Origin of the sequence: Paenibacillus planticolens (assembly GCF_013141725.1) — a bacterium.
Lineage (GTDB): Bacteria > Bacillota > Bacilli > Paenibacillales > NBRC-103111 > Paenibacillus_E > Paenibacillus_E planticolens.
Genome location: NZ_WHNZ01000017.1, coordinates 358,503 through 380,692, shown reverse-complemented (window position 1 = coordinate 380,692; position 22,190 = coordinate 358,503). Strand labels below are relative to the sequence as shown.

The window sequence follows — 22,190 nt, the reverse complement described above, 5'->3', positions numbered from 1 at the left end:
TCATCATGGTAGAATACATAGTTAATTGGTGGGAGAAACGATGCCTCCTTACGCCGGACCATATCGCAGTCGTGGATGGAGAAACGGGAGAACGCCTAACGTATAGCGAGTTGAACGCCATGGTGAAAAGGCTGGCCGCTAAGCTTGGAACCCATGGTATTTGCCGTGGGGACCGGATCGCGCTGCTTGCTCCCAATCATGTCGCTTATTTTGAATGGCTGTTTGCTTGCCGCCATCTTGGCGCCGTGCTTGTTCCGCTTAATTGGCGCTTGGCATTGCCTGAGCTTGCCAGTATTTTGGCGGACTGCACGCCAAAGGTGATCGGCGTTCACAGCCGTTTTGCCCTATTAGCGGAGGAGCTTAGGGCTTCTCACGCCATGGAGGTCCTTCCGCTCGATCTAGCGGAGGATCTGTCACTCGCCTGCATGGCGGCGGCACAAGATACACAGCCCGGCTCAGCAGAGGCCGACCCTGAAGATCCCTTTGTGATGATCTATACCGGGGGAACCACAGGCAAACCGAAGGGTGTCGTCCTTAGTCACCGGTCTATTTTTTGGAATGCGGCGAACACCGCAGTCACTTGGAATTTAACGGCGAAAGATGTGACGCCGACGTATATGCCGATGTTTCATACCGGAGGGCTGAATGCCTTGTCACTGCCGGTTTTGCATGCGGGGGGAACGGTTGTCGTTGTGGGGCAATTCGACGCCGAACATACGCTGGAGCTGCTCAACCGGGAGAAGTGCACGATCGCGCTGCTTGTCCCAACGATGTACCACATGCTGATACAATCACCCGCCTTCGCAGACGCGGTATTTCCAACGATGCATACGTTTCTCTCCGGAGGAGCTCCTTGTCCGCTTCCCGTCTATCAAGCTTTTGAAGCAAAGGGACTCTCCTTCAAAGAAGGTTATGGACTAACCGAGGCCGGCCCGAATAATTTCTATATTGATCCTCAGGATGCCGTGCACAAGAGAGGCTCCGTAGGGCGTCCTATGCTGTACAACGATGTCTTGCTGGCTGATGATGAGGGATGCGAGGTAGCGACCGGCGAAGTTGGCGAGGTTTGGCTGCGAGGCGGGCATGTTTTCCACTCCTACTGGAATCGTCCGGAAGCGACGGCTGAAGTGTTGAGACCGGACGGCTGGCTGAAGACGGGGGATCTTGGCAAACGGGACACCGAGGGCTATTACTATATTATCGGCCGCAAGAAAGACATGATTATCAGCGGAGGCGAAAACGTTTATCCGCTTGAGGTCGAGCATCACCTCCGGCAGCACCCGGCAATCAGTGATGCGGCTGTCGTCGGAGTGCCCGATGAGAAGTGGGGAGAAGCTGTCTCTGCGGCTGTTGTACTGGAAGAAGGCTGCAGCTTAACACAGGACGAATTGATTGCATACTGCTCTGCCGCCATTGGCAGGTATAAGGTTCCTAAGAGAGTTTTATTTATGGGAGACCTGCCCAAAACAGCGGTTGGTAAAATTGATAAGAGTAGAATAATAGCAACTATGTTACAATGTGGAAACGAAGCATGAGTTTAGGGGAAAGGGGTGCGGTGATGAAGACTGGCATCGTGCTCAAGACAAAGTTGACTCCTCATCGAGTAAAGTCACATATGTTAAGACGATCCGTTTTAACCAAGAAACTAAAGCGGCTGAACGATCATCCGCTGACACTGGTTCATTCCGGCCCGGGTTACGGCAAAAGCACGGCTGTCGCCTCCTTTCTGCGCGACATGCCTTCCCCTTATTGCTGGTACAGCATCAGCGAGCATGACGACGATCTGTATTTGTTTCTAACCTACATCGTACATGCCGTTCGCGGACAATTTCCCGCCTTCGGAGATGAGCTGTTGAATCATCTGGCTCAAGGTGAGTATTATGTTCGCGATGCCGAGTTGCACCGGCTCTTCGATGCTTTCCTGAATGAACTGGCGACGATTCAGGGTGAGCTTACGCTTGTCCTGGATGACTATCACCTCACAGCGCACTGCGAAGGTGTAGACGCTTTTATGCAGTACGCATTGAAACATATGCCTGCCGGGATTCATGTGGTTCTATTAAGCCGCAAACGCCCGGATTGGGAGCTGCTGGCTGCGATGAAAGTCCGCGGCGATCTGTTGGAGATTACCGAGCAAGACCTTGCGTTCTCCGAAGAAGAGATCGAGGTGCTCTTTACAGACTACTATGACTACCCACTGCGACCAGAAGAGGCGCAGCTTATATACCGCAGGACGGAAGGATGGGCCATTGCCGTTCAGTTGATTTGGCAGCGCTTACTTTTAACCGGCAGCGATGTTAAATCCTTACTGGCGGACGAAGCCGAGACGATGGATGATCTATTCCGATTCCTGGCTCTGGAAGTGTTTCAGAAGCAAATGCCGGATATTCAAACCTTCATGCTGCAAACCAGCTTGCTTGAGGAACTGACAGCCGATGCTTGCAACAAGATTCTAGAGCGCGATGACTCTTATCAATTGCTGGCCAAATTGTGCAGTCAGAGCCTGTTTTTAACGCATCTGGGGGACGGTTTATTTCGGTATCATTCGTTATTTCGGGACTTTTTGCAGGGTCAATTTAAAAAGATGCCTACGGAATACGTCCGGTTCGCTCATATGGCCGGGGCGTATTTGGCTGCGACCGGCCAGTACGGCGGGGCCATGAATTTGTTCGCTGCGGCGGGCGATCCCGGCGAAGCGGCGCGGATGCTGGAGCTGCACGGCCGTACGCTCCTGGAAACAGGCCAACTGGAAGCGTTGATGGATCGTATCCGGCGTACCCCGCTAGCGGAGAAGAATGCGAGGGCTGCCCTATGGATCTATGAAGGGGACGTTCACCGCTATCGCTGTGTGTATGAGCAAGCCATGAGCTGTTATGCACAAGCGGAGCAGTTGGCAGCTGCAGCCTCAGATTCGATTGGCCAGTCGCTGGCGCTTGAGGGGCAGGTTCGCATCTATTTGGATACCATCCAGCCCGGGAGAGCGCAAAAGCTGCTGGAACGCTCGATTGATCTGCTGGAGGGTTCAACGCATTCGGAGGACACACACCGCGTGCGCCTGTACGGGTTGATGGCGGAAAACTTGGTAAACTCCGGACGCGCGGCGGAAGCCGAAGACTGGTTTAATAAATGCCGGTTCTATCTGACGGATTTCCACGAAGACTGGTTGGAAGCGCGTCTGCATTTGCGTACGGGGCGCTTGAAGCAGGCGAAGCGGCTCGCCGAACGAATCGTGCAGCAGCGCAACAAATCGAACGCTGCACAGCTCCCCCGCTCACATCGCGAGATCGAGCTGCTTCTTTCGCTCATCGAGTCCATGCAAGGCCGGCCCGAAGTCGCGAAGCAGCTGGCCGAAGCCGGGATGATGGTGGGCATTCGCCTGCATGCTCCGTTCGTGGAAGCTGTCGGTTGGATCCGTATGGGCCATGCGGCGCAGCTTTTACAGAAATACGACCCTACCGTTGCCGTGAAATGCTATCGGGCTGCCCAAGAAATGATGGAACAGCTGGATGTCTCGCGCGGCAAGGCGGAGCCGCTCATGGGTCTTGCCCTGCTCTATGGGCGTGAAGGCGCTTTCGAGCTTGCCGCCCAGTTCGGCGAAGAGGCGCTAGCCGAAACAGAGAAGGTGAACGATGAGTGGTTATCGTCCTATATCCGCATTTCCCGCGGGATTGCCGCTTTCTATGCCTCCAGATGGGAGGAGGCGGAAGCAGTGTTTATGGAATGCCATGAACGGTTCATGCTGTGCGGCGACAGTTACGGACTTACGGTCACGCTGCTGTGGCAAGCGATGTTGGCTTACCGTACCGAGCAGGATGAACGGTTCCACGATGCGATGGAACGCTTTCTTCAAATGCTGCAAAGCGGCGAGTACGATGGACTTATCGAAAGGCGTACGTTATTCGGTCCGAGAGATGTGCAGCATTTGGCGCCGCTCCTCATTGAAGCGCAGAAGCAGAGGATTGAGAGCGGGTATGTCACCCATCTGCTGACCGGGTTGGGGATGGAGCATATGACGTACCATCCGGGGTATACCCTGCACATCGAAACGCTGGGCGGCTTCCGCGTATGGCTGGGGGACCGGGAGCTCGAAGAGAAAGATTGGCAGCGCGGCAAAGCCAAAGAGCTGTTTCAGCTTCTCGTTGTTAAGCGCCAACAGCTGCTTCCCAAGGAAGCGATTCTGGCGCATCTGTACCCGCAGTCGGATGATAAATCCGCTGCCCGCGATTTCAAAGTGATGCTGAACGCGCTCAATACGGCGCTTGAGCCGCATCGGCGCGCGCGTGCGAATCCTTTTTTTATTCAACGGCACGGGTCGTCGTATGGACTTAACCTGGCGTCAGGGTTTGAACTGGACACGATTGAATTCGAAGCGCTTCTCAAGGATGGCCTGGAGGAATCGGACCCGGCTAAAGCTATGGCCTTATTAGAAAAAGGGCTCCAGCTGTATAAAGGTGATTATATGCCCGACCGCCGTTACGAGGATTGGTGCATTGAAGAGCGGGAGCGATTGCTGGTGCTGTATCTGCGCGGAGCGGAGCGGCTGGCGCGGCTTCAGTTGAAAGCGGAATTGTATGACCGCGCCATCCACTGGTGCGAAGCGATCGTGCAGAAAGACTCCTGCTGGGAAGAAGCGTACAGGCTGCTGATGCAGAGCCACCTCAAGCTCGGAAACCGCCGGCAGGCTGATAGATGGTTTCACAAATGTCAGCTTGCTCTGGCCGAAGAGATGGGAGTCGAGCCTATGCCAGCCACACTGGAGCTGTATAACCAGTTGTCAGACTCCGATGTAACTGATTTGTAACCCTGCCCCATTATGATAAAGTCATTCTAAATTAAGAGGGGGATTCTCTTCATGCCAACACAAAAATGGGGACGCAGCGGAAGTGTAGCGCTCATTACAACGATCCTGCTGCTTTCATCCGCATGCTCGAGTGCAACGAACAGCAATAACACCGCGTCACCGACAGCGGCCGCAACGACGGCGGCTTCGAAAGCTCCGGTTGAAAGCGCTGCCGCAAATAAAACACCGATCAAAATCGGGGTGCTGGCTTCCATGACGGGCTCGCTTGAAAGCTATGGGAAGCAGACCACCCGCGGCTTTGAAATGGGAATCGATTACGTGACCAAAGGGACGAAAGTGCTGGATGGCCACCCGATTCAGATCATTGTCGAGGATACGGAAACAAAACCGGACGTCGCGGTGCAGAAAGCAACAAAGCTGCTTGAGAAGGATAAGGTGGATTTCCTTGTCGGCTCATCCAGTTCAGGCGACACCTTGGCGGTCCTGCCGCTTGCGCAGGAGTATAAGAAGGTCATGGTCGTTGAGCCTGCCGTGGCAGATTCCATTACAGGAGCCAGCTGGAACAAGTATATCTTCCGCACAGGTCGCAACTCCTCGCAGGATGCGGTGGCAGGTGCGGCAGCCATTGCGAAGCCGGGCGTAAAGATCGCGACGCTCGCTCCGGACAGCGCATTCGGCCGGGATGGCATTACGGCGTTTAAGGAAGCGGCGCTTAAGCTTGGCGCAAACTTCGTAACGGAGCAATACCCAGGCGCGACTGCGACGGATTTTACACCGAACATTCAGAAAATCCTGGAAGCGAAGCCGGACTACCTGTTCGTTGTGTGGGCAGGCGCCAACTCGCCATGGAAGCAGCTGCAGGATATGAAAGTGCAAGCTAGCGGCATTAAAATTTCCACGGGAGCACCTGACATCGTAGCGCTTAAAACCATGAACGATCTGGTCGGCATGGAGGGCTTCTCCGTCTACTACAATACGCTTCCGAGCAATGATATTAATAAATGGTTGGTCGATGAAAACAAGAAGCGGTTTAACAACGAAGTTCCGGATCTGTTCACGCCGGGCGGCATGTCGGCAGCGCTTGCCATTGTCGAAGCGGTGAAGAAGGCAAACTTTGACATGAATACTGATACTTTGATCAAGACGATGGAAGGCATGTCCTTCGAAACGCCAAAGGGAACGATGAAGTTCCGCGCCGAGGATCATCAGGCATTGCAGTCTATGTATGCGATCAAGCTGGTGAAAAAAGACGGCTTCGATTATCCGGTGCCCGAGCTCATGCGTGAAATGAAGATGGATGAGACCGCTCCGCCGGTTCGTAATAAAAAATAGCAAGGGGCGAGTGCGAATGAAGCCGATTCTCGAAACCCGTGATCTGACGATCGCATTCGGCGGACATACGGCGGTGAACGGGGTGGACCTTACGGTGCCACCCCGGCATTTCAAATCCATCATAGGGCCGAATGGAGCGGGGAAGACGACATTTTTCAATTTATTGAGCGGCGAGCTGAAGCCAACCCGCGGAACGGTTTGGTTTAAAGGGCAGGACATCACCTCGCTGTCTCCGTATGAGAGAACCCGGTTAGGCATCGGGCGATCTTTTCAAATTACGAACGTATTTCCGAATCTGACAGCGCTGGAAAATGTCCGGTTGGCCGTCCAGTCGCGGGAAGGCATTCGATATAACGTTTTCCGCCATTTTACCGCTTACCGCCGTCTTGAAGAAGAAGCACAGGAACTGCTCCATACTGTGTTATTGTCTGACGTGGCCGGCTCCCCGGCACGCATGCTGGCACATGGCGAGAAGCGCAAGCTGGAGATTGCCATGCTGCTTGCTCTGAACGCTGAACTGCTGCTGCTGGATGAACCGACGGCGGGCATTTCCATGGAAGAGGTGCCTGCGATCTTAGAAGTCATACGCGGCATCAAAGAACGGGGCGACCGCTCGATTGTACTGATTGAGCATAAGATGGAAATGGTTCTCGATCTGTCCGATTCGTTGATGGTTCTGTTCAACGGCAAACTGCTGGCGGACGGTTCGCCGCAAGAGATCATGAATAATGAATTGGTCCAATCCGCGTACTTAGGGGGCTTTTACGATGACGCTTCTTAACGTCGAAGGCATCGAAACTTTTATTGGTCAGTATCACATTTTACAAGGGGTCTCACTGGAAGTAACCCCAGGGGAGATCACCGTCTTATTGGGGCGGAACGGCGCCGGCAAGACGACAACGCTCCGCTCGATCATGGGGTTGAATCCGATTTCTCAAGGCGGCATCACCTTCAAGGGAGAACGAATAGATAAGCTGCCTACCTATGCCATTGCCCGAAAGGGGATCGGCTATGTGCCGGAGGATCAGGGTATTTTCGCCGATTTGACCGTGCAGGAGAATATGAAGGTGGCGATGCAAGCACAGCACGATGCGGCGATGCAGCGCCAGGAATGGATTTTGGAGCTATTTCCCGATTTGCGGACGTTCTGGCAGCGCAAAAGCGGTCATCTCAGCGGCGGGCAGAAACAAATGCTGGCCATTGCGCGGGCTTACGTCGGCGAGAATGAGCTGCTTTTGATCGACGAGCCGAGCAAAGGGCTTGCGCCCATTGTGGTGGAGAAGCTGATGCAGTCCATCGAACAAATCAAGAAGAAAACGACGGTGCTCCTGGTCGAGCAAAACTTTTTCATGGCCAGCCGAATCGGAGACCGCTACTATATCGTGGATGAAGGCCGAATCGTCCTGGGCGGGCGGATGAGTGAGCTCAGGGAAGACCCGGAAACCCGCAAACGGTTCCTGGGGATTGCCTGACATCCGGCCCAACGTTTGGGGATCCATTACAGAGGAGGCCGTATCCTTATGGCTACATTATCAAATTTGCTCGTTAACGGTCTCGCGACCGGCATGCTCGTCTTCTTGCTGGCGGCTGGACTTACCTTAATTTTCGGACTGATGGATGTTCTTAATTTCGGACACGGCGGTCTGTTCGCATGGGGAGCTTACTCCGGCGTTTGGTTATTCACTCGCACAGGCAGCTTTACACTCGCTATTATCGGGGCGATTGTCACCGGCCTGATTCTCGGCCTTGTGATGGAACGTATCGTGATTCGACCTGTATACGGCAATCATGTTCAGCAAATTCTCGTAACGCTGGGAGTTATGCTTGTTTTAAGCGAACTGTTAAAGGTCGTGTGGGGGCCGAACCCGATCTCTGCGCCGGTACCAAAACTGCTTGACGGCAGTTGGAGCTTGGGTGGCGTTATTTTTATCAAATACAGATTGTTTATTATCGGGGTTGGCCTGCTTGTCCTGTTAGGACTGCAACTGCTGATGAACCGTACGAGGCTCGGTCTCATTGTACGCGCCGGTGTGCAGAACAAAGAAATGGTGCAGGCGCTTGGCATCCCGATTCATCGCGTGTTTACAGCTGTGTTCATGCTGGGCGCAGCGATGGCGGCGCTCGGCGGCGTGCTGCTCGCGCCTTACTCCGGCATTGTGTTTGCCGAGATGGGCATGCAGTTCGCGATTCTCGCGTTTATCGTCGTTGTTATCGGAGGAATGGGAAATATTAACGGGTCGGCGCTCGCTTCCGTTATCGTAGGGCTGACAGGGTCATTAATGGCTTATTATGTTCCCGACTTGTCGCTTGCTGTCAATATGCTGCTGATGGTCCTGGTGCTCATGCTCAAGCCATCCGGCTTGCTTGGATCGAAGGGGTGAGAGGATGCTAACGCTGCTTAATAAACGCTTTTCCGGCTCTTTGTCCGTATACGGGCTGTTGTCTCTTCTTTTAGCTTTGTACCCGCTTATCAACGACTCGCGCAGCGCGATGATCCTCGTAACGAAAATATTCATCTTCGGGATCTTTGCGATCAGTTACGATCTTTTGCTGGGCTACACGGGAATTGTCTCTTTCGGGCATGCCATGTTTTTTGGTATCGGAGCTTATGCGGTTGGCATTATGATGCATAATTACGGCTCTTCCATCGGCGTACTGCTGCTGGCCGTTCTTGTCGGCCTCTTGGTTGCAGGCGTGGTCAGTTATTTAGTCGGGATGCTGTCGCTGCGGTTAAAAAGCCATTATTACGCGATGCTCACGCTCGCCTTTGCAGGCTTGTTTCAAGTAGCCGCAGAGAAATGGCGCACGCTCACGAAAGGCGGGGAAGGTTTCACCTTCTCGATTCCTGATCTTTTGATGGACCGCCGCACCTTTTACTGGATTTCGCTTGCGGTACTGATCATCGTGTTCCTGCTGCTGCGCCGGTTCACGGTATCGCCGCTAGGCCGCGTGCTGCAAGCAATCCGCGAGAATGAGCAGCGGACGCGTTCGCTGGGCTTTAATCTTGTACATTATAAAGTCATTGCCAGTGTCGTTGCGGGTATGGTGGCTGCGCTCGCAGGATCGATGTATGCGGTGACGCTGCGTTTTGTAAATACCTCGGTGTTTGCTACGGATATCACCTTGGACGCGCTGCTGATGACAATTATCGGCGGAGTCGGCACACTGTACGGCGGACTCATCGGCTCAGCCATTATCGAGTTGGCCCATAACGGATTGTCGAACCTCGCCAAGACGTATGCGATCTTTGACCGTTGGATTATTTTCTTCGGCTTGCTGTATATCCTGATTGTCATGGTATTTCCCCAAGGTATCGCGGGTACCGTCAAGATGTGGTGGACGAAATGGCGAACTCCGGTACTCGAAAGGCGGGTGGAGAAAAAATGGCATTAGAGCCCAACATGGTGAGCTCCTTTGTCCTCCGGTTCAGCTCCGTGGGCGAGGAGGAACAGCCTGAAGAGCGCCGTTGGCGCATTCGCATTACGCATGTGCAGGATCAGGATGAAATTGTCGTCGGTTCCATGCAGGAAGCGTTTGATTACATCGAGCAAGCTTTACGAAAAAAGGGTGAGTAAGAAAATGAGCCTTTCAAATGAACTTATAGGCATTTTAAGCACGGGGATGTACATGCCTCAAACCATTATGACCGCTAAGGATATTGCCGAAGCTTCCGGTCTGCCTGAAGATGTGGTGGAGCAGAAGCTGGGTATCCGGCAAAAGCATGTTCCCGGCCCTGGCCCGGAGGACCACACCTGTGAAATGGGCATCCTGGCGGCGCGCGAAGCGATCGCGAAAGCTGGAATCGATCCGAAGGAAATCGATCTGGTCATTTATATCGGCGAGGAGCACAAGGAGTATCCGGTGTGGACCGCCGCACTTAAGCTGCAGCACGAAATCGGTGCGGTGAATGCTTGGGCGTTCGATGCCGCCCTTCGGTGCGGTACGACGATTATGGCCCTCAAAGTGGCGAAAAGCCTGATGATGGCGGATGATTCGATCCAAACGGCTCTGCTCGCCGGCGGATACCGGAACGTCGATCTCATCGATTATGAGAACCCGCGAACGCGGTTTATGTTTAATTTGGCTGCCGGCGGCGGGGCTATGCTGCTGCGCAAAGGGCACGCGTGCAACGTGGTGCTGGAAAGTCATTTGATAACCGACGGCGCTTTTGCAGAGGATGTTATCGTACCTGCGGGCGGCACGAAAATGCCGTTAACCAGCGATTTGCTGAATCAGGGACAGGGGCTGTATTTGGATGTGCCGGATCCCGAGGGGATGAAACAACGTCTCGACCACACGTCGATGGCGCGTTTCGTTGAAGTGATTCGCAGGGCGGCGGAGAAAAGCGGTTGGCAGCTGTCCGACATCGATTATCTGGCTATTTTGCATATGAAAAAGTCGGCTCATGACTATGTACTGAGGGAAATCGGGCTTTCGGAAGAGCAGTCGGTGTATTTGCAGGATTATGGCCATGTAGGTCAGCTTGATCAGATCTTAAGCTTAGAGCTAGGCGTGGAGCAAGGGAAAATCAAAAATGGCGATCGCGTCATCCTTGTGAGTGCAGGCATTGGCTATGCGTGGGGCGCTACGGCTATTCAATGGGGCAAAGGGAGGAATGAGTAAATGGCGGAGGTTGTGTTAAAAAGCTTGGAGCTTCCGAGTGGTGAAACCGTTGGGTATCGCGAGAGAGGCGTGGAAGGCGAAGGACCGACACTTCTCTTGGTTCATGGGAATATGAACTCGTCTAAACATTGGGATGTGCTCATGGAGAGTCTCGATCCTCGGATTCATCTTGTTGCTATTGACCTTCCTGGATTTGGTATTTCCACGTATCACAAACCTATTGACGGACTTTTCGATTATGCGGAAGTCGTTAAGCAGTTTGTCGATGCGCTCGGGCTGCATACTTTTGCCCTGATTGGCTGGTCGACCGGCGGCGGAATCGCCATGAAATTTGCGGCGGATTATCCGGAGCAAGTGGAGAAGTTGATTTTACTCTCTTCGATGTCTACGCGCGGATATCCATTCTATGCAGATGGCGCTGACGGCAATCCGGATCTAACGAAGCGTCTTCGTACACATGACGAAATCAGCGCGCTTTCGCGGACGAAGCTTATTTCGGATGCAGGAGCGCGGCAGGACCGGGCTTTCATGCGCTGGCTGTTTGAAGTTTCAGTGTATAACTTGAATAAACCTGCCGAGGAGCAGTTCGAGCAATATGTGGATGATATTTTGACCCAGCGAAATCTGGCCGATATTTATCATGGTTTAAATACGTTCAATATTAGCAGTGCGGATCATGAAGCTGCACCGGGAAGCGGGGATGTCTCGCGGATTAAAGCGCCTGTGCTCGTCATATGGGGGGCTAATGATCTCGTCATTCAGGAATCGATGACAAGCGAGATGATGGAAGATCTCGGCGATCGCGCTGAGCTCGTGGTATTGGAGAACTGCGGCCATTCCCCGTTAGTGGATGCTTTGCCGGCATTAACCGGGAAGGTAGATCGGTTTGTACTTGGCACGGAGTGACATTGGTTAGATGCGCTTAGACAAACGTTGGAGGAGATTGAAGCGATGAGACTCAAGGATAAGGTCGCGTTAATTACCGGGGGGGCTAACGGAATTGGCCGCGAGACAGCTCGGTTGTTCGTCTCGGAAGGCGCCCTCGTTGCTATAGCCGACTATGATGAGGAAGCTGGAGCGGAAGTGCTGCAGGAGCTGCAAGCAGCTTCCGGCGCGGAGCAGACCATCTTCGTGAAGGTCGATGTGAGCGACGCGGAAAGCGTGGAGCGGATGGTCAGCACCGTGGTCGAGCGCTTCGGCACTTTGGATATCTTGATCAACAACGCAGGCATTACACGCGACAGCATGCTCAGCAAAATGACGCTCGAGCAGTGGCATCAAGTCATCGACGTGAACCTGAACGGCGTGTTTTACTGCACCAAATTTGCTGCGCCGCATATGGTCGGTAAAGGGAGAGGCAAAATCATCAACACCTCCTCGATCGTCGGAATTAACGGAAATATCGGCCAGACGAATTATGCGGCGACCAAGGCAGGTGTCATTGGGATGACCAAAACCTGGGCCAAGGAGCTAGGATATAAAGGAGTAACCGTTAATGCCGTCGCACCGGGCTATATTGAAACCGGCATGGTTGCCAAAGTTCCGGAAAAAGTGCTTCAAGGCATGATGGAAAAGGTGCCTCTGCGCCGCCTGGGCCAACCGCAGGATATCGCCAAAGCTTATTTGTACTTAGCTTCAGATGATGCTGATTATGTGAACGGTACCGTACTAGAGGTGAACGGCGGTTTGGTTATTTAATTTGAAAACCCCCATACCGGGAGTAGTAGAAAGGTCATGACCTTTTCGAAATACTCTTGATATGGGGGATTTTTTTATTCGCTTACCATGCGATTCGTTAGGCTGCCTAATTTTTCGATAGAAATTGTTACGACATCCCCGTCTTTCAAATATACGCGTTTATCCACCGGATCGCCGAGCACAACGCCCTCCGGCGTACCTGTGAGAATGATGTCTCCCGGATAAAGTGTCATGTGCTGCGAAATATAGCTGACGATTTCGTCGCAGTGGAAAATCATATCCGCTGTATTCGAGTTTTGCCGCACCTTGCCGTTGACGGTGGTGCTGATCTTCAGGTCATTCGGATTGCCAACCTCGTCCGCCGTGACCAGATAAGGGCCAAGCGGGCTGAAATCATCGCACGACTTACCCAGCAACCATTGCGCTGTACGCATCTGCAGATCGCGGGCGGACAGGTCGTTCACGCAGCAGTAACCGTAGACATGGTTCAACGCTTCCTCTTTGGAGACGTATTTGGCCTGCTTGCCGATGACGATGACGAGCTCCGCTTCATAATCGACTTCTTTGGTTACACGGGGGAGGGCGATATCATGTCCATGTCCTGTCAGCGTATTGTTGAATTTGTTAAAAAGAATCGGATACTGCGGGATCGGAGCATTCGTTTCTTCCGCGTGCTTGCGGTAATTAAGCCCGACGCAAATGATTTTGCCGGGGTTCGTGACGCAGGGACCGTAGGTAAGAGATGCTTCGCTAAGCAGAAGAGAATCGCGATGATCGCTTTCAAGAGCGAGGCTGACGAGCTGATGCAGCGCATCGGTTGCGGCGGCTCCGCCTTGGATCGCTTCGTGAACCGTCGCAGGCACAGAGAACGCAGGTGATAACTGCTGGACAGCTTGAGCGGCATCCAGCACGCCGGAGTCCGTTTGGATGCCGAGCGTGAGCGAATTATTTTTGCTAAATGTAAGCAGTTTCATGAAAGAACCTCCTGAATGATCGGATGTATGAGGGCATGAAAAGCGTGAATGGATGCGTGTATGAGAGCGTGAATGAAAGTATGAATGAAAGTATGAATGAAAGCGTGAATGAAAACGTGCAGCAGCCCAATTTATGCGTTTTTGCCGAAAGTTACGCCTCCGTCAATATAAAGCGGTGAACCCATCATAAACTTGGATTCATCTGAAGCAAGGAATAATGCGGCTGAAGCCACATCTTCCGGACGTCCCATCTCGCTGCTCAGCTGTCTGGATTTCAATGAGGCGACGGCAGCTTCCGGATCGTCATACGAGGTGCGGAGATAATTTTCAACAAACGGGGTCAAAATCGTCCCGGGAAGCAGCGCATTCACCCGAATACCATAAGGGGCATAATCCACCTGCATGGATTTGGTTAGCGCGAGGACAGCGCCTTTGGTCGCTGCGTAAGAGGCTCGGCGAGCCAGTCCGATTTCGGCTATGCAGGAAGACATATTGATGATCGAGCCCGATTTGCGCTCCATCATATGGGGGAGAACATGCTTGGAAGGGAGGAAGACGCCCTTCACATTAATGCTCATGATGCGATCCCACGCGTCGGGCTCCAGCTCATGAAGCGCGCCGACGCCGCTGATGCCCGCGTTGTTGAAAAGCACATCGATTCGGCCGTAGGCTTGAATGATCTGCTCGACCATCGCCTTGACGGAGTCGGAGTGCGTCACGTCCGCTTGAATGAAGCGGGCGGCTCCGCCAGCCCCCGTAATTTCATTCACCGTCTCGATCCCCTTGGCTTCGTCGAGATCGTTCACGATGACTTGAGCGCCTTCGCGCCCGAATAAGAGTGCCGTGCTTTTGCCAATTCCTGAAGCAGCGCCTGTGATGAGAATGACTTTGTTCTGCAACCGCATGTTCAATTCTCCTTTGCTATTCGGATAGTAGGTGAGCCAGCTTGCGAACTTCTTCTATACAGATCTGCTTCTTCTGTTCCCACTGAGGCGACATCATTGAGCAGCTGACAGCGGCGATGACCTTCCCTTCGCTATTGCGAATTGGAGCGGCTGCGCAGCTGAATCCGAGGACAGCTTCCTCCAAATCGAGCGCGAAGCCTTGTTGGCGGATTTGCGCCAAGTTATTTTTCAAGGCTTGCAAAGACGTGATGGAATGCACCGTTAACGGAGGAAATGGCTCTTGTTCGATGCGATAAAGCATGTCGAGTTCCTCATCGCTCAGATCAGCCAGCATCACCTTGCCAAGAGCAGTGGCATGCGCAGGCAGCCGCGTTCCCGGTCCTGATGCGAGCCGGACGGGTGTTGGCGCTTCCTCTTTGGCGAGATAGAGCACTTCGCTGCTGTCCAATCTGGCAAGCTGCAGCGATTCCCCGAGCCTCAGCTTAGTTAGGGAGGCTTCCTTGTGAAACGACTCGTTCAAGTTGCGCTGCTGCTGTACAGCCGCATGGCCCAAGCGAGACAGCTCGCGTCCCAGACGGTAGGTTTCGCCGGCGTCTTTCTCGACCCATCCCAAGTTCTCCAGTGTTAAAAGCAAGGAGTACATCGAGCTTTTGTTGATGTTAAGCGATCGCGACAGATCGATGAGCTTCAATCTACCGGGCTGCAGCGAGATTTCTTTGAGAATAAGGTGCGCACGTTCAATCGCCGGAACGCGGTATTTATCGTCCAATCGTGTGCCTCCAAGTTTGGGTGGTTTGGTTTGTGGTTTATTATGAAAAACCAAGTTTATTCATTAAAACCATCATAGCATAGATGGAGGGAAAAAACGAGTGGAATGATGGAGGTTGTTTTCGCCTAAATGCGGCGAAGTCGGTGAGTGGAAGGCGATTTGGGATTGGGTAGTGGGAGTAGGATTAGGAGTAGGGCGTGAGGCGCGGATACAAGAGTAGGAATGGGGACTTCAGTAGGAGCAAGAGCAATAGCAGGAGTAGAGCATGATGGGCATAGAGGAGTAGGGGGCGAGTGTGTGAGTCAAGAGCAAGAGGTAACTAGATTAGGAGCATGAGTAGCAGGGGATGAATAGGCGCAGGTACAAGACTAGGAATGGGGGACATCAGTAGGAGCAAGAGCAAAAGCTGGAGTAGAGCATGATGGGCATAGAGGAGTAGGGGGCGAGTGTATGAGTCAAGAGCAAGAAGATAGCTAGATTAGGAGCATGAGTAGCAGGGAGGAATAGACGCGGGTACAAGAGTAGGAATGGGGGACAGCAGTACGAGCAAGAGCAAGAGCAACAGTAACAGTAGGAGTAGAGTAGGAGCATGATGGGCGTAGAGGAGTAGGGGCGAGTGTATGAGTCAAGAGCAAGAGGATAGCTAGATTAGGAGCATGAGTTGCAGGGAGGAATAGGAGCGGGTATAAGAGTAGGAATGGGGGACATCAGTAGGAGCACCTCGAGCAATTGTACGGTGTTGAAGTATCGCCTTCGATATTTCCAATGTAACCAATAAACTTGTTCCCTCAATAAGGAATGGCAGAACCGCGACTCTGCTCGGGGTCTATGTTGTACTTTGTGCAACAATATGGCTGTCAATCGGGCAAAGTGCTCCTCTATGTTGCAGTTTGTACAACGATTTAGGTTGAAATGAGTATTTCTTCGTCATTTCGATTCAAATGGTTGTACTTTGTGCAATGAAGGTGAGATTGCTGAGTAAAAAACGCTTATTAAGTTGTATAAAGTACAACGAAGGCTAGACCTTGATGTGGCCAATGTGGCGCAACATCTCATTATTCCGCTGCAATATCAGCCCCAGATAAGAGTCTCCAAAGACTCTTATCCCCGCCCCAAAGCCATTTTGTTCCCAAATAGCAGTCTCTTAAGTCTCTTATATGCACAAAAACGCGCCAATCTCACCAATTTTCAGCAATAAGAGTCTCCAGAGACTCTTATTGCTTCCCAATATCTCAGATTGCCCGAAATAGGAGTCTTTCGCGTCTCTTATTTGCTCGAACAGCTCCAGTTCCGGATACCGCCAACCGCGTTTACCCTTCTGCCAACCATCCTGTACCAGTTACTGCCCTCTCGCCAACTAATCCTGCGCCAGCCACTACCCACACGCCAACCAATCCCGCTCCAGCTATTACTTGGAGCCCGGAATGAACTGCTTCAGCCACCCGCCGAAACTTTGCGGGTTTCTCGTTTGAATGAGCACCACGCCTTCGCCGCGGAACCGGCATACAACGCCTTCACCACTTGTAATACTTGAGAGCCAGCCTTTGGCTGCTTTCTCAATCTTATACTGCGTATAATCCGGCCATGCGACCAGATGCCCGTTATCGATAATAACCTCTTGTCCAGGTGCAAGATTAATAGCATGAATAGCTCCGTAGGAGGAGAGGAAAACGGTACCTTTACCGCTAATTTCAACGATAAAAAACCCTTCGCCTGACATGAAGCCGCTCATTAGGTTTTGCATTTTAGTATTCACCTGGATACCGGAGGTTCCAGCGAGAAAGCCGTCTTTTTGCACGTACAGCTTGTACGATCCGTCGAGTTCGACAGCTTCAATGTCGCCGATCACCGAAGGTGCCAATAAAACCTCACCGCTCCCACGGGTAGGGGTCAACTCCTGGAAGAAAAATTTCTCGCCGCTCAACATACGGCCAAGACCGCGCATAATGCCGCCATCTACCGTCCCTTTGAGCTCAACGTTAGGCGACATAGAGACCATGGCTCCGGATTCCGCCTTAATGTTTTCACCGGCTTCAAGCTCCACGCGCAGCATTGGAAACGCGCCTTTATATAAAATCTCATGCTTCATAAAAAAATCATCCTCCATCATAACTAGAATTTAATTAGTAAAATGTTAAGCCGCGTTTGACGGGCGTGCAGTCTCTAAACTGCGATTGGCGTAGACGAATCCAGCGCAGATCAGCAGAATGCCCATCGTGACGTAAAACACCGACTTGAAACCGTATGCTGCCGCCAAATGACTGCCAAGCAAAGGGCCGATCAGATTGCCGAGAAACAGCGAAGAGGTGTTAAACCCGTAGGCGGTTCCCTGAATTTGAGTGGGGGCCAGCTTCAAGACAAGGACGTTCAGAGAAGGAATCATGCCACCGATGAACAACCCCAGCAGGAACCTTCCGACCAGCAGCATCGTGATACCACCAGCAAAAGCCTGTGGAATGAAGGCAATAGCAGCCATCGACAAAGCGAGCACTAGCGTTCTGCGCTGACCGATACGGTCCCCCAGCCTGCCTAAAGTTGGAGCCCCGAACAAGTTGGCGATACCTGTAATCGCAACGACTAACCCGGCGAGCAGCTCCAAATGATTGCCTGAGTAGAGGGTTTTGGCATAAACCGTCACAATCGGCTCGATGCTCATCATCCCGATTTGCGTAATCAACGAAGCGGCGAAAACCGGCAGCAGAGGCCGAAACAGGCGCCATTCCTTACGTTGGCGTGCTTTTTTCGGAGTGGTAACTTTGCGCTCCTCATGGATGAAAATCATCACGATGAGACTTGCGCAGAGCATCAACCCGCCTGTAAAAAAGAACACATGGCTGTAGCCGATAGTTCCGGCCAGCAATCCTCCAATCAAAGGGCCGATGAGCGATCCGGCGATTGATCCCGTTTGCAGCGTGCCGAGCGACTTACCGGAATGTTCCGGCGGGGTCAGCGATGCTTGCAGCGAGACGGCCATGGAGATGAAGCCCGAGAAGAAGCCATTCAATAGCCGCAGCGCAAGCAATTGCCACGGTTCCGTGACAATCCCCATCAAGGCGGTCACAACAGCCATGCCGAAGCCGGCGCGAAGCAGCATAATTTTGCGTCCGCGGCGATCCGCTATGGCACCCCAAAGAGGCTGTGTAAGAAACGAGGTAATAAACTGGGCGGCGACGATCCAGCCTGTCCAGCGGACGACATCGCCTACCTCGTGTACCCCGAGTTGACCAACGTATAGCGGCAGAAACGGAAGAATAAGGTTCATGCCGCACATGATGGAAAAGTTAGCCCCCCACAATATCCATAATGACTTTTTCCAATGTAGTGGTGTAGGCATCAGAGAGGCTCCTTATCTTTTTTTCCAGTATAGCATACTTCACTTCGATACGATTTATAGGGCAAACCAAATAAAAAAGCCATCCCCAAACGGAATGGCTGGCTTAGGCTAGCTGCTAGGCTGGAAGCTTATGTATTCAAACTGGACATCACCGTACCGAAAATTATGACTACGAAAACAAGATAGATGACAAGACCGATAGCCGCCCAAATTAAACTGGCCTTGGCATAGTTTGATTTTGAAGGGTTTTCCCCTTTGCTGAAAGCCCATACGAATAACAAAATGATATTCACAATGGGTATGGCCAGCAGCAGGATCGTAATCATCCAATCCTTGACACTTAGCACAGGCGCATGTTGTTCTTCTGGCATCGAAAGATCAACTCCCTCTCAGTCGTTTACCTTACTGTATTGCCAGCAGCCTCCATGTATGCCTTAAAAGTTTACATAACTTGTTCATGGGAACAAGGTGAGGGCGAGCGGAAGGAGCAGGCCTTCGAGAGGTCAAAAAAGGCCGTCTCAGCCCTTTTTCCCCCCTACCGCCGGTAGGTGCGAAAAATAATATCCCGGTTATAGTTGCCGAAGCCTTCACCATATATAGTCATTCCGCCGACATGCGCCGCATGCTCCGGCACTTCCAGCCGCAATGTCCACTCGTTGCGCGACATGCGGATGTCCTTGATCGTGACGTCGGACAGCCGCTGCCCGTCAAGAAAAGTGCCCTGCTCGGTGACCCGGATCACCTTCAGCCAACCGTATTGGTTGATGGAGTCCGGCCACCAACTGGGGGTGAAGTGCCCGCGGCCTTGGCCCGAATCCCCGGGACTCGTCCAATAGCCGAGCAGGGTGTCGTTGACATAGAAATGGATGTCCGACGGCCAATTCTCGGCAATGCCCGGCGCTTCCGAGCCGAGCTCCAGCGAAATCTCGATCTCCTCCAGCGTCTGGCTGGGGAGCAAATAATTCGGGACGCGGTATTCCACGAAGCCGCTTCCGAACCAGAGAATCTTCGCATGCATGCGCTCAGGCTCGAAAAAATAGCGCGGATCATCGTACTGGCCGATGGTATGATCGGCCGTGGCGAGACCGCACGTAGGCTGCACTTCAAAGCGCGTGTAATGCCCGATGGGAATGGACACCTCATCGAACACGCGCTGGGGCTCGCTTAGCTGCGGCAGCTGAATTTCCACGCGCGATACCGCTAGCGTGCATATTTTATGCGTGCCGCCTTGCTTGCGAACCAACGCCGTGTGAATCAGGCCGCCGGCCTCCAGCTTCTTCACATGCATCGTCACTATGGCGCTGCTCAAACCTAGCATCTGGGCTAAATCCTTCACATTCAATTCTTGCTCGGCAAGCAAATCCAAAATCTGAAGCCGCACATCGCTGGCCAACGCTTCATAGAGCGGAAGCCATTTGCGGTCAGTTGTCGCATGTATCATTGAACCAAACTCCTCTATTCGAAACTGATTTCAAACCTCGACTGATTAATACAAATATAAATCCAAAACAAGCGGAAAGAAAGGCTTGAAATCAACCGCCAAGTATTGTTTAATAGAGTCAATTGCATCATGTTTTTATTAATCAATTTATATTTTTATTAATTATACGATGAGGTGAAAGCATTGTCTATGAAAGCAAGCATGATTATCGACAAAGATTTTAAAATCGGAGAAGTAGATTCTCGTATTTACGGTTCTTTTATTGAACACTTGGGACGCGCTGTTTATGGGGGCATTTATGAACCGGGACATCCGCAAGCCGATGAACAGGGGTTTCGGGCGGACGTTTTGGAACTGGTCAAAGGGCTGGATGTCCCTATTGTCCGTTATCCGGGCGGGAACTTTGTATCCGGTTACAATTGGGAGGACGGCATTGGTCCGCTGAACCAGCGTAAGAAAAGGCTAGATCTGGCTTGGCGCACGATCGAGCCCAACTTGGTGGGACTGAACGAATTTATGGATTGGTGCCGCAAAGCGAACACCGAGGCGATGATGGCCGTTAATCTGGGAACTCGCGGAGCGGATGAAGCCAGAGATATCATAGAATACTCCAATATCCAAGGCGGTACGTACTGGAGCGATTTGCGGATTTCCCACGGGTATAAGGCACCTCATAACATCAAAACTTGGTGCTTGGGCAACGAAATGGACGGTCCATGGCAAACAGGCGCCAAAACAGCAGTTGAATACGGGCGCACAGCCTGCGAAACGGCCAAAGTCTTGAAATGGGTCGATCCCACGATCGAGCTTGTCGCTTGCGGTAGCTCCAGCTTGAATATGCCGACCTTCCCTGATTGGGAGGCGACGGTGCTCGAACATACATACGATCACGTCGATTATATTTCTCTGCATCAGTACTATGGCAATCGCGATAAAGATTCCGCTAATTTCCTGGCGCAATCGATGGGCATGGATAGCTTTATTCATACTGTCATCTCCACAGCAGATTATATTCAGGCGAAAAAGCGCGGAAAGAAGAAGATCAACCTATCCTTCGACGAATGGAACGTCTGGTATCACTCTAATGAAGCTGATCGTCAAATTGAGCCTTGGTCCATTGCTCCGCCGCAGCTCGAGGATATTTATAATCATGAGGACGCGCTTCTCGTGGGCTGCATGCTGATCTCGATGCTGAAGCGTGCGGATCGTGTGAAAATGGCTTGTTTGGCGCAGCTCGTCAACGTTATTGCGCCGATTATGACGGCAAACGGCGGGGCTGCATGGAAACAAACGATCTACTATCCGTACATGCACGCAAGCTTGTTTGGGCGGGGAACCGTACTTGTTCCGTTAATCAAATCGCCGAAATACGATGCCAAAGATTACACGGATGTGCCTTATTTGGAAGCCGTTGCGGTTCATAATGAAGCGGAGTCGGAAGTGACCGTCTTCGCAGTTAACCGCCATTTGGCGGAGGCTCTTCCGCTTGAGTTGGATCTGCGCAGCTTTGGAGCTTGCCAAGTTATCCAACATATCGTGTTGGAGAATGACGATCTCAAAGCCTCGAATTCGATAGATGACCAGGATCGGGTAAGACCGCATAACGGCGGCAATGCAGCGATGGATACGAATGGACAAATCCATGCGACGCTTGGCAAAGCGTCCTGGAACGTTATTCGCTTGAAATTGGCCTAGGCCGGGCAACCGCCGCGCAATCAAAGACATGGCAAGGGGCGAAAGATTCTGCCATGTCTTTATGTATTTTAGCCATTTTTTACATTCTTACCTTAAAATAAATCGCCTCTGCGTGTCGCATACTATGACCAAGAAAGCCCGCGGGGAGGCTTTAAGCTTGGCCACTTCTTTATTTTGCAGCTCATGCTCTGGTATGATGGAGGGAAATCTTTCTTTAAGGAGTTTCCTCTATGAAAATAAAGCTGCTAATCATGATTATGATCGTTCTGACATTGGGGCTGACCGCCTGCGGAAACGGAAACGAAAATGGAAGTCATAAGCAAAACGAACCGCAAACCACGGCCGTGAATGCCGATCCTCAAAAGGTTTATAAAAATTTTTGCATCTCATGTCATGGTAATCAATTACAGGGCGGAGAAGGTCCGAACATTCAAAAAGTCGGTGAGCGTTTAACGGAAGCCGAGATCGTAAAGCGCATACAAAAAGGTGGTGGCGGGATGCCTCCGTTTCAAGTCGCGCTCAAAGAAGAGGAGCTGAAAGCATTGGCAGCTTGGCTTGCAGACCTTAAATAAAGGGAATAACTGGGTATCCTAAGGTTCCTTTAAGGTTATCTACATA

General features: G+C 52.1%; 20 protein-coding genes. 13 read left to right on the top strand and 7 right to left on the bottom strand.

Annotated features, from left to right (window positions below):
* Positions 1–5: 5 nt before the first annotated feature.
* From GC097_RS10415 to fabG, 11 genes are read left to right on the top strand one after another with little or no spacing between them, the layout of a single operon-like run.
* Positions 6–1,535, top strand: a complete 1,530-nt coding sequence (locus GC097_RS10415; RefSeq protein ID WP_171683248.1) for an acyl-CoA synthetase — start codon at positions 6–8, stop codon at positions 1,533–1,535.
* Positions 1,532–4,801 (top strand): ATP-binding protein, encoded by a 3,270-nt coding sequence (locus tag GC097_RS10410; RefSeq protein WP_246294104.1) that lies wholly within the window; start codon positions 1,532–1,534, stop codon positions 4,799–4,801. Before GC097_RS10415 ends, GC097_RS10410 begins: the two co-directional genes overlap by 4 nt.
* A gap of 51 nt (positions 4,802–4,852) precedes the next feature.
* Positions 4,853–6,133: a substrate-binding domain-containing protein gene (locus GC097_RS10405; protein ID WP_171683247.1), complete on the top strand. Its 1,281-nt coding sequence runs from the start codon at positions 4,853–4,855 to the stop codon at positions 6,131–6,133.
* 16 nt (positions 6,134–6,149) lie between these two features.
* Positions 6,150–6,914: an ABC transporter ATP-binding protein gene (locus GC097_RS10400; protein WP_171683246.1), complete on the top strand. Its 765-nt coding sequence runs from the start codon at positions 6,150–6,152 to the stop codon at positions 6,912–6,914.
* Positions 6,901–7,605 (top strand): ABC transporter ATP-binding protein, encoded by a 705-nt coding sequence (locus tag GC097_RS10395; protein WP_171683245.1) that lies wholly within the window; start codon positions 6,901–6,903, stop codon positions 7,603–7,605. The genes GC097_RS10400 and GC097_RS10395 overlap by 14 nt, the downstream gene beginning before the upstream one ends.
* Positions 7,606–7,653: 48 nt before the next feature.
* Complete coding sequence (locus GC097_RS10390) at positions 7,654–8,514, top strand: branched-chain amino acid ABC transporter permease (protein ID WP_171683244.1); 861 nt, start codon at positions 7,654–7,656, stop codon at positions 8,512–8,514.
* 4 nt (positions 8,515–8,518) lie between these two features.
* A complete protein-coding gene (locus tag GC097_RS10385; protein WP_171683243.1) occupies positions 8,519–9,526 on the top strand; it encodes a branched-chain amino acid ABC transporter permease in 1,008 nt (335 codons plus the stop codon).
* Positions 9,517–9,708, top strand: coding sequence for a hypothetical protein (locus GC097_RS10380; protein WP_171683242.1), 192 nt, complete (start codon positions 9,517–9,519; stop codon positions 9,706–9,708). Before GC097_RS10385 ends, GC097_RS10380 begins: the two co-directional genes overlap by 10 nt.
* Positions 9,709–9,712: 4 nt before the next feature.
* The gene (locus tag GC097_RS10375; protein WP_171683278.1) at positions 9,713–10,756 is read left to right on the top strand and encodes a 3-oxoacyl-ACP synthase; all 1,044 of its coding nucleotides are present in this window, start codon (positions 9,713–9,715) and stop codon (positions 10,754–10,756) included.
* Positions 10,757–11,662, top strand: a complete 906-nt coding sequence (gene phaZ / locus GC097_RS10370; RefSeq protein ID WP_171683241.1) for an intracellular short-chain-length polyhydroxyalkanoate depolymerase — start codon at positions 10,757–10,759, stop codon at positions 11,660–11,662. It begins immediately after the preceding gene.
* Between the two features lie 45 nt (positions 11,663–11,707).
* Positions 11,708–12,454, top strand: a complete 747-nt coding sequence (fabG, locus tag GC097_RS10365) for a 3-oxoacyl-ACP reductase FabG (RefSeq protein WP_171683240.1) — start codon at positions 11,708–11,710, stop codon at positions 12,452–12,454.
* A gap of 74 nt (positions 12,455–12,528) precedes the next feature.
* On the opposite strand, the gene GC097_RS10360 is transcribed toward fabG, so the two are convergent.
* The 7 genes from GC097_RS10360 to GC097_RS10330 all read right to left on the bottom strand — a co-directional run bounded on the left by GC097_RS10360 (position 12,529) and on the right by GC097_RS10330 (position 19,877).
* On the bottom strand, positions 12,529–13,428 hold the full coding sequence (locus GC097_RS10360; protein WP_171683239.1) for a fumarylacetoacetate hydrolase family protein: 900 nt from the start codon (positions 13,426–13,428) through the stop codon (positions 12,529–12,531).
* 131 nt (positions 13,429–13,559) lie between these two features.
* Positions 13,560–14,333 carry an SDR family NAD(P)-dependent oxidoreductase gene (locus tag GC097_RS10355; protein WP_171683238.1) on the bottom strand — a complete coding sequence of 258 codons (774 nt, stop codon included), beginning with the start codon at positions 14,331–14,333 and terminating at the stop codon, positions 13,560–13,562.
* Between the two features lie 16 nt (positions 14,334–14,349).
* Positions 14,350–15,102 carry an IclR family transcriptional regulator gene (locus GC097_RS10350; RefSeq protein WP_171683237.1) on the bottom strand — a complete coding sequence of 251 codons (753 nt, stop codon included), beginning with the start codon at positions 15,100–15,102 and terminating at the stop codon, positions 14,350–14,352.
* Positions 15,103–16,510: 1,408 nt separating this feature from the next.
* Positions 16,511–17,191, bottom strand: a complete 681-nt coding sequence (locus GC097_RS10345) for a TIGR00266 family protein (RefSeq protein WP_171683236.1) — start codon at positions 17,189–17,191, stop codon at positions 16,511–16,513.
* Positions 17,192–17,236: 45 nt separating this feature from the next.
* Positions 17,237–18,436, bottom strand: coding sequence for an MFS transporter (locus GC097_RS10340; protein ID WP_171683235.1), 1,200 nt, complete (start codon positions 18,434–18,436; stop codon positions 17,237–17,239).
* A gap of 128 nt (positions 18,437–18,564) precedes the next feature.
* Entirely contained in the window at positions 18,565–18,807 is a 243-nt protein-coding gene (locus tag GC097_RS10335) for an ABC transporter permease (protein WP_171683234.1), read from the bottom strand.
* A gap of 164 nt (positions 18,808–18,971) precedes the next feature.
* On the bottom strand, positions 18,972–19,877 hold the full coding sequence (locus tag GC097_RS10330) for an ArsR/SmtB family transcription factor (RefSeq protein WP_171683233.1): 906 nt from the start codon (positions 19,875–19,877) through the stop codon (positions 18,972–18,974).
* Positions 19,878–20,066: 189 nt separating this feature from the next.
* Here GC097_RS10330 and arfA point away from each other — a divergent pair, with 189 nt between their 5' ends.
* Together arfA and GC097_RS10320 are read left to right on the top strand one after the other, a co-directional pair.
* Positions 20,067–21,572, top strand: coding sequence for an arabinosylfuranosidase ArfA (gene arfA, locus GC097_RS10325; RefSeq protein ID WP_171683232.1), 1,506 nt, complete (start codon positions 20,067–20,069; stop codon positions 21,570–21,572).
* Positions 21,573–21,802: 230 nt separating this feature from the next.
* A complete protein-coding gene (locus GC097_RS10320; RefSeq protein ID WP_171683231.1) occupies positions 21,803–22,144 on the top strand; it encodes a c-type cytochrome in 342 nt (113 codons plus the stop codon).
* Positions 22,145–22,190: the final 46 nt, after the last annotated feature.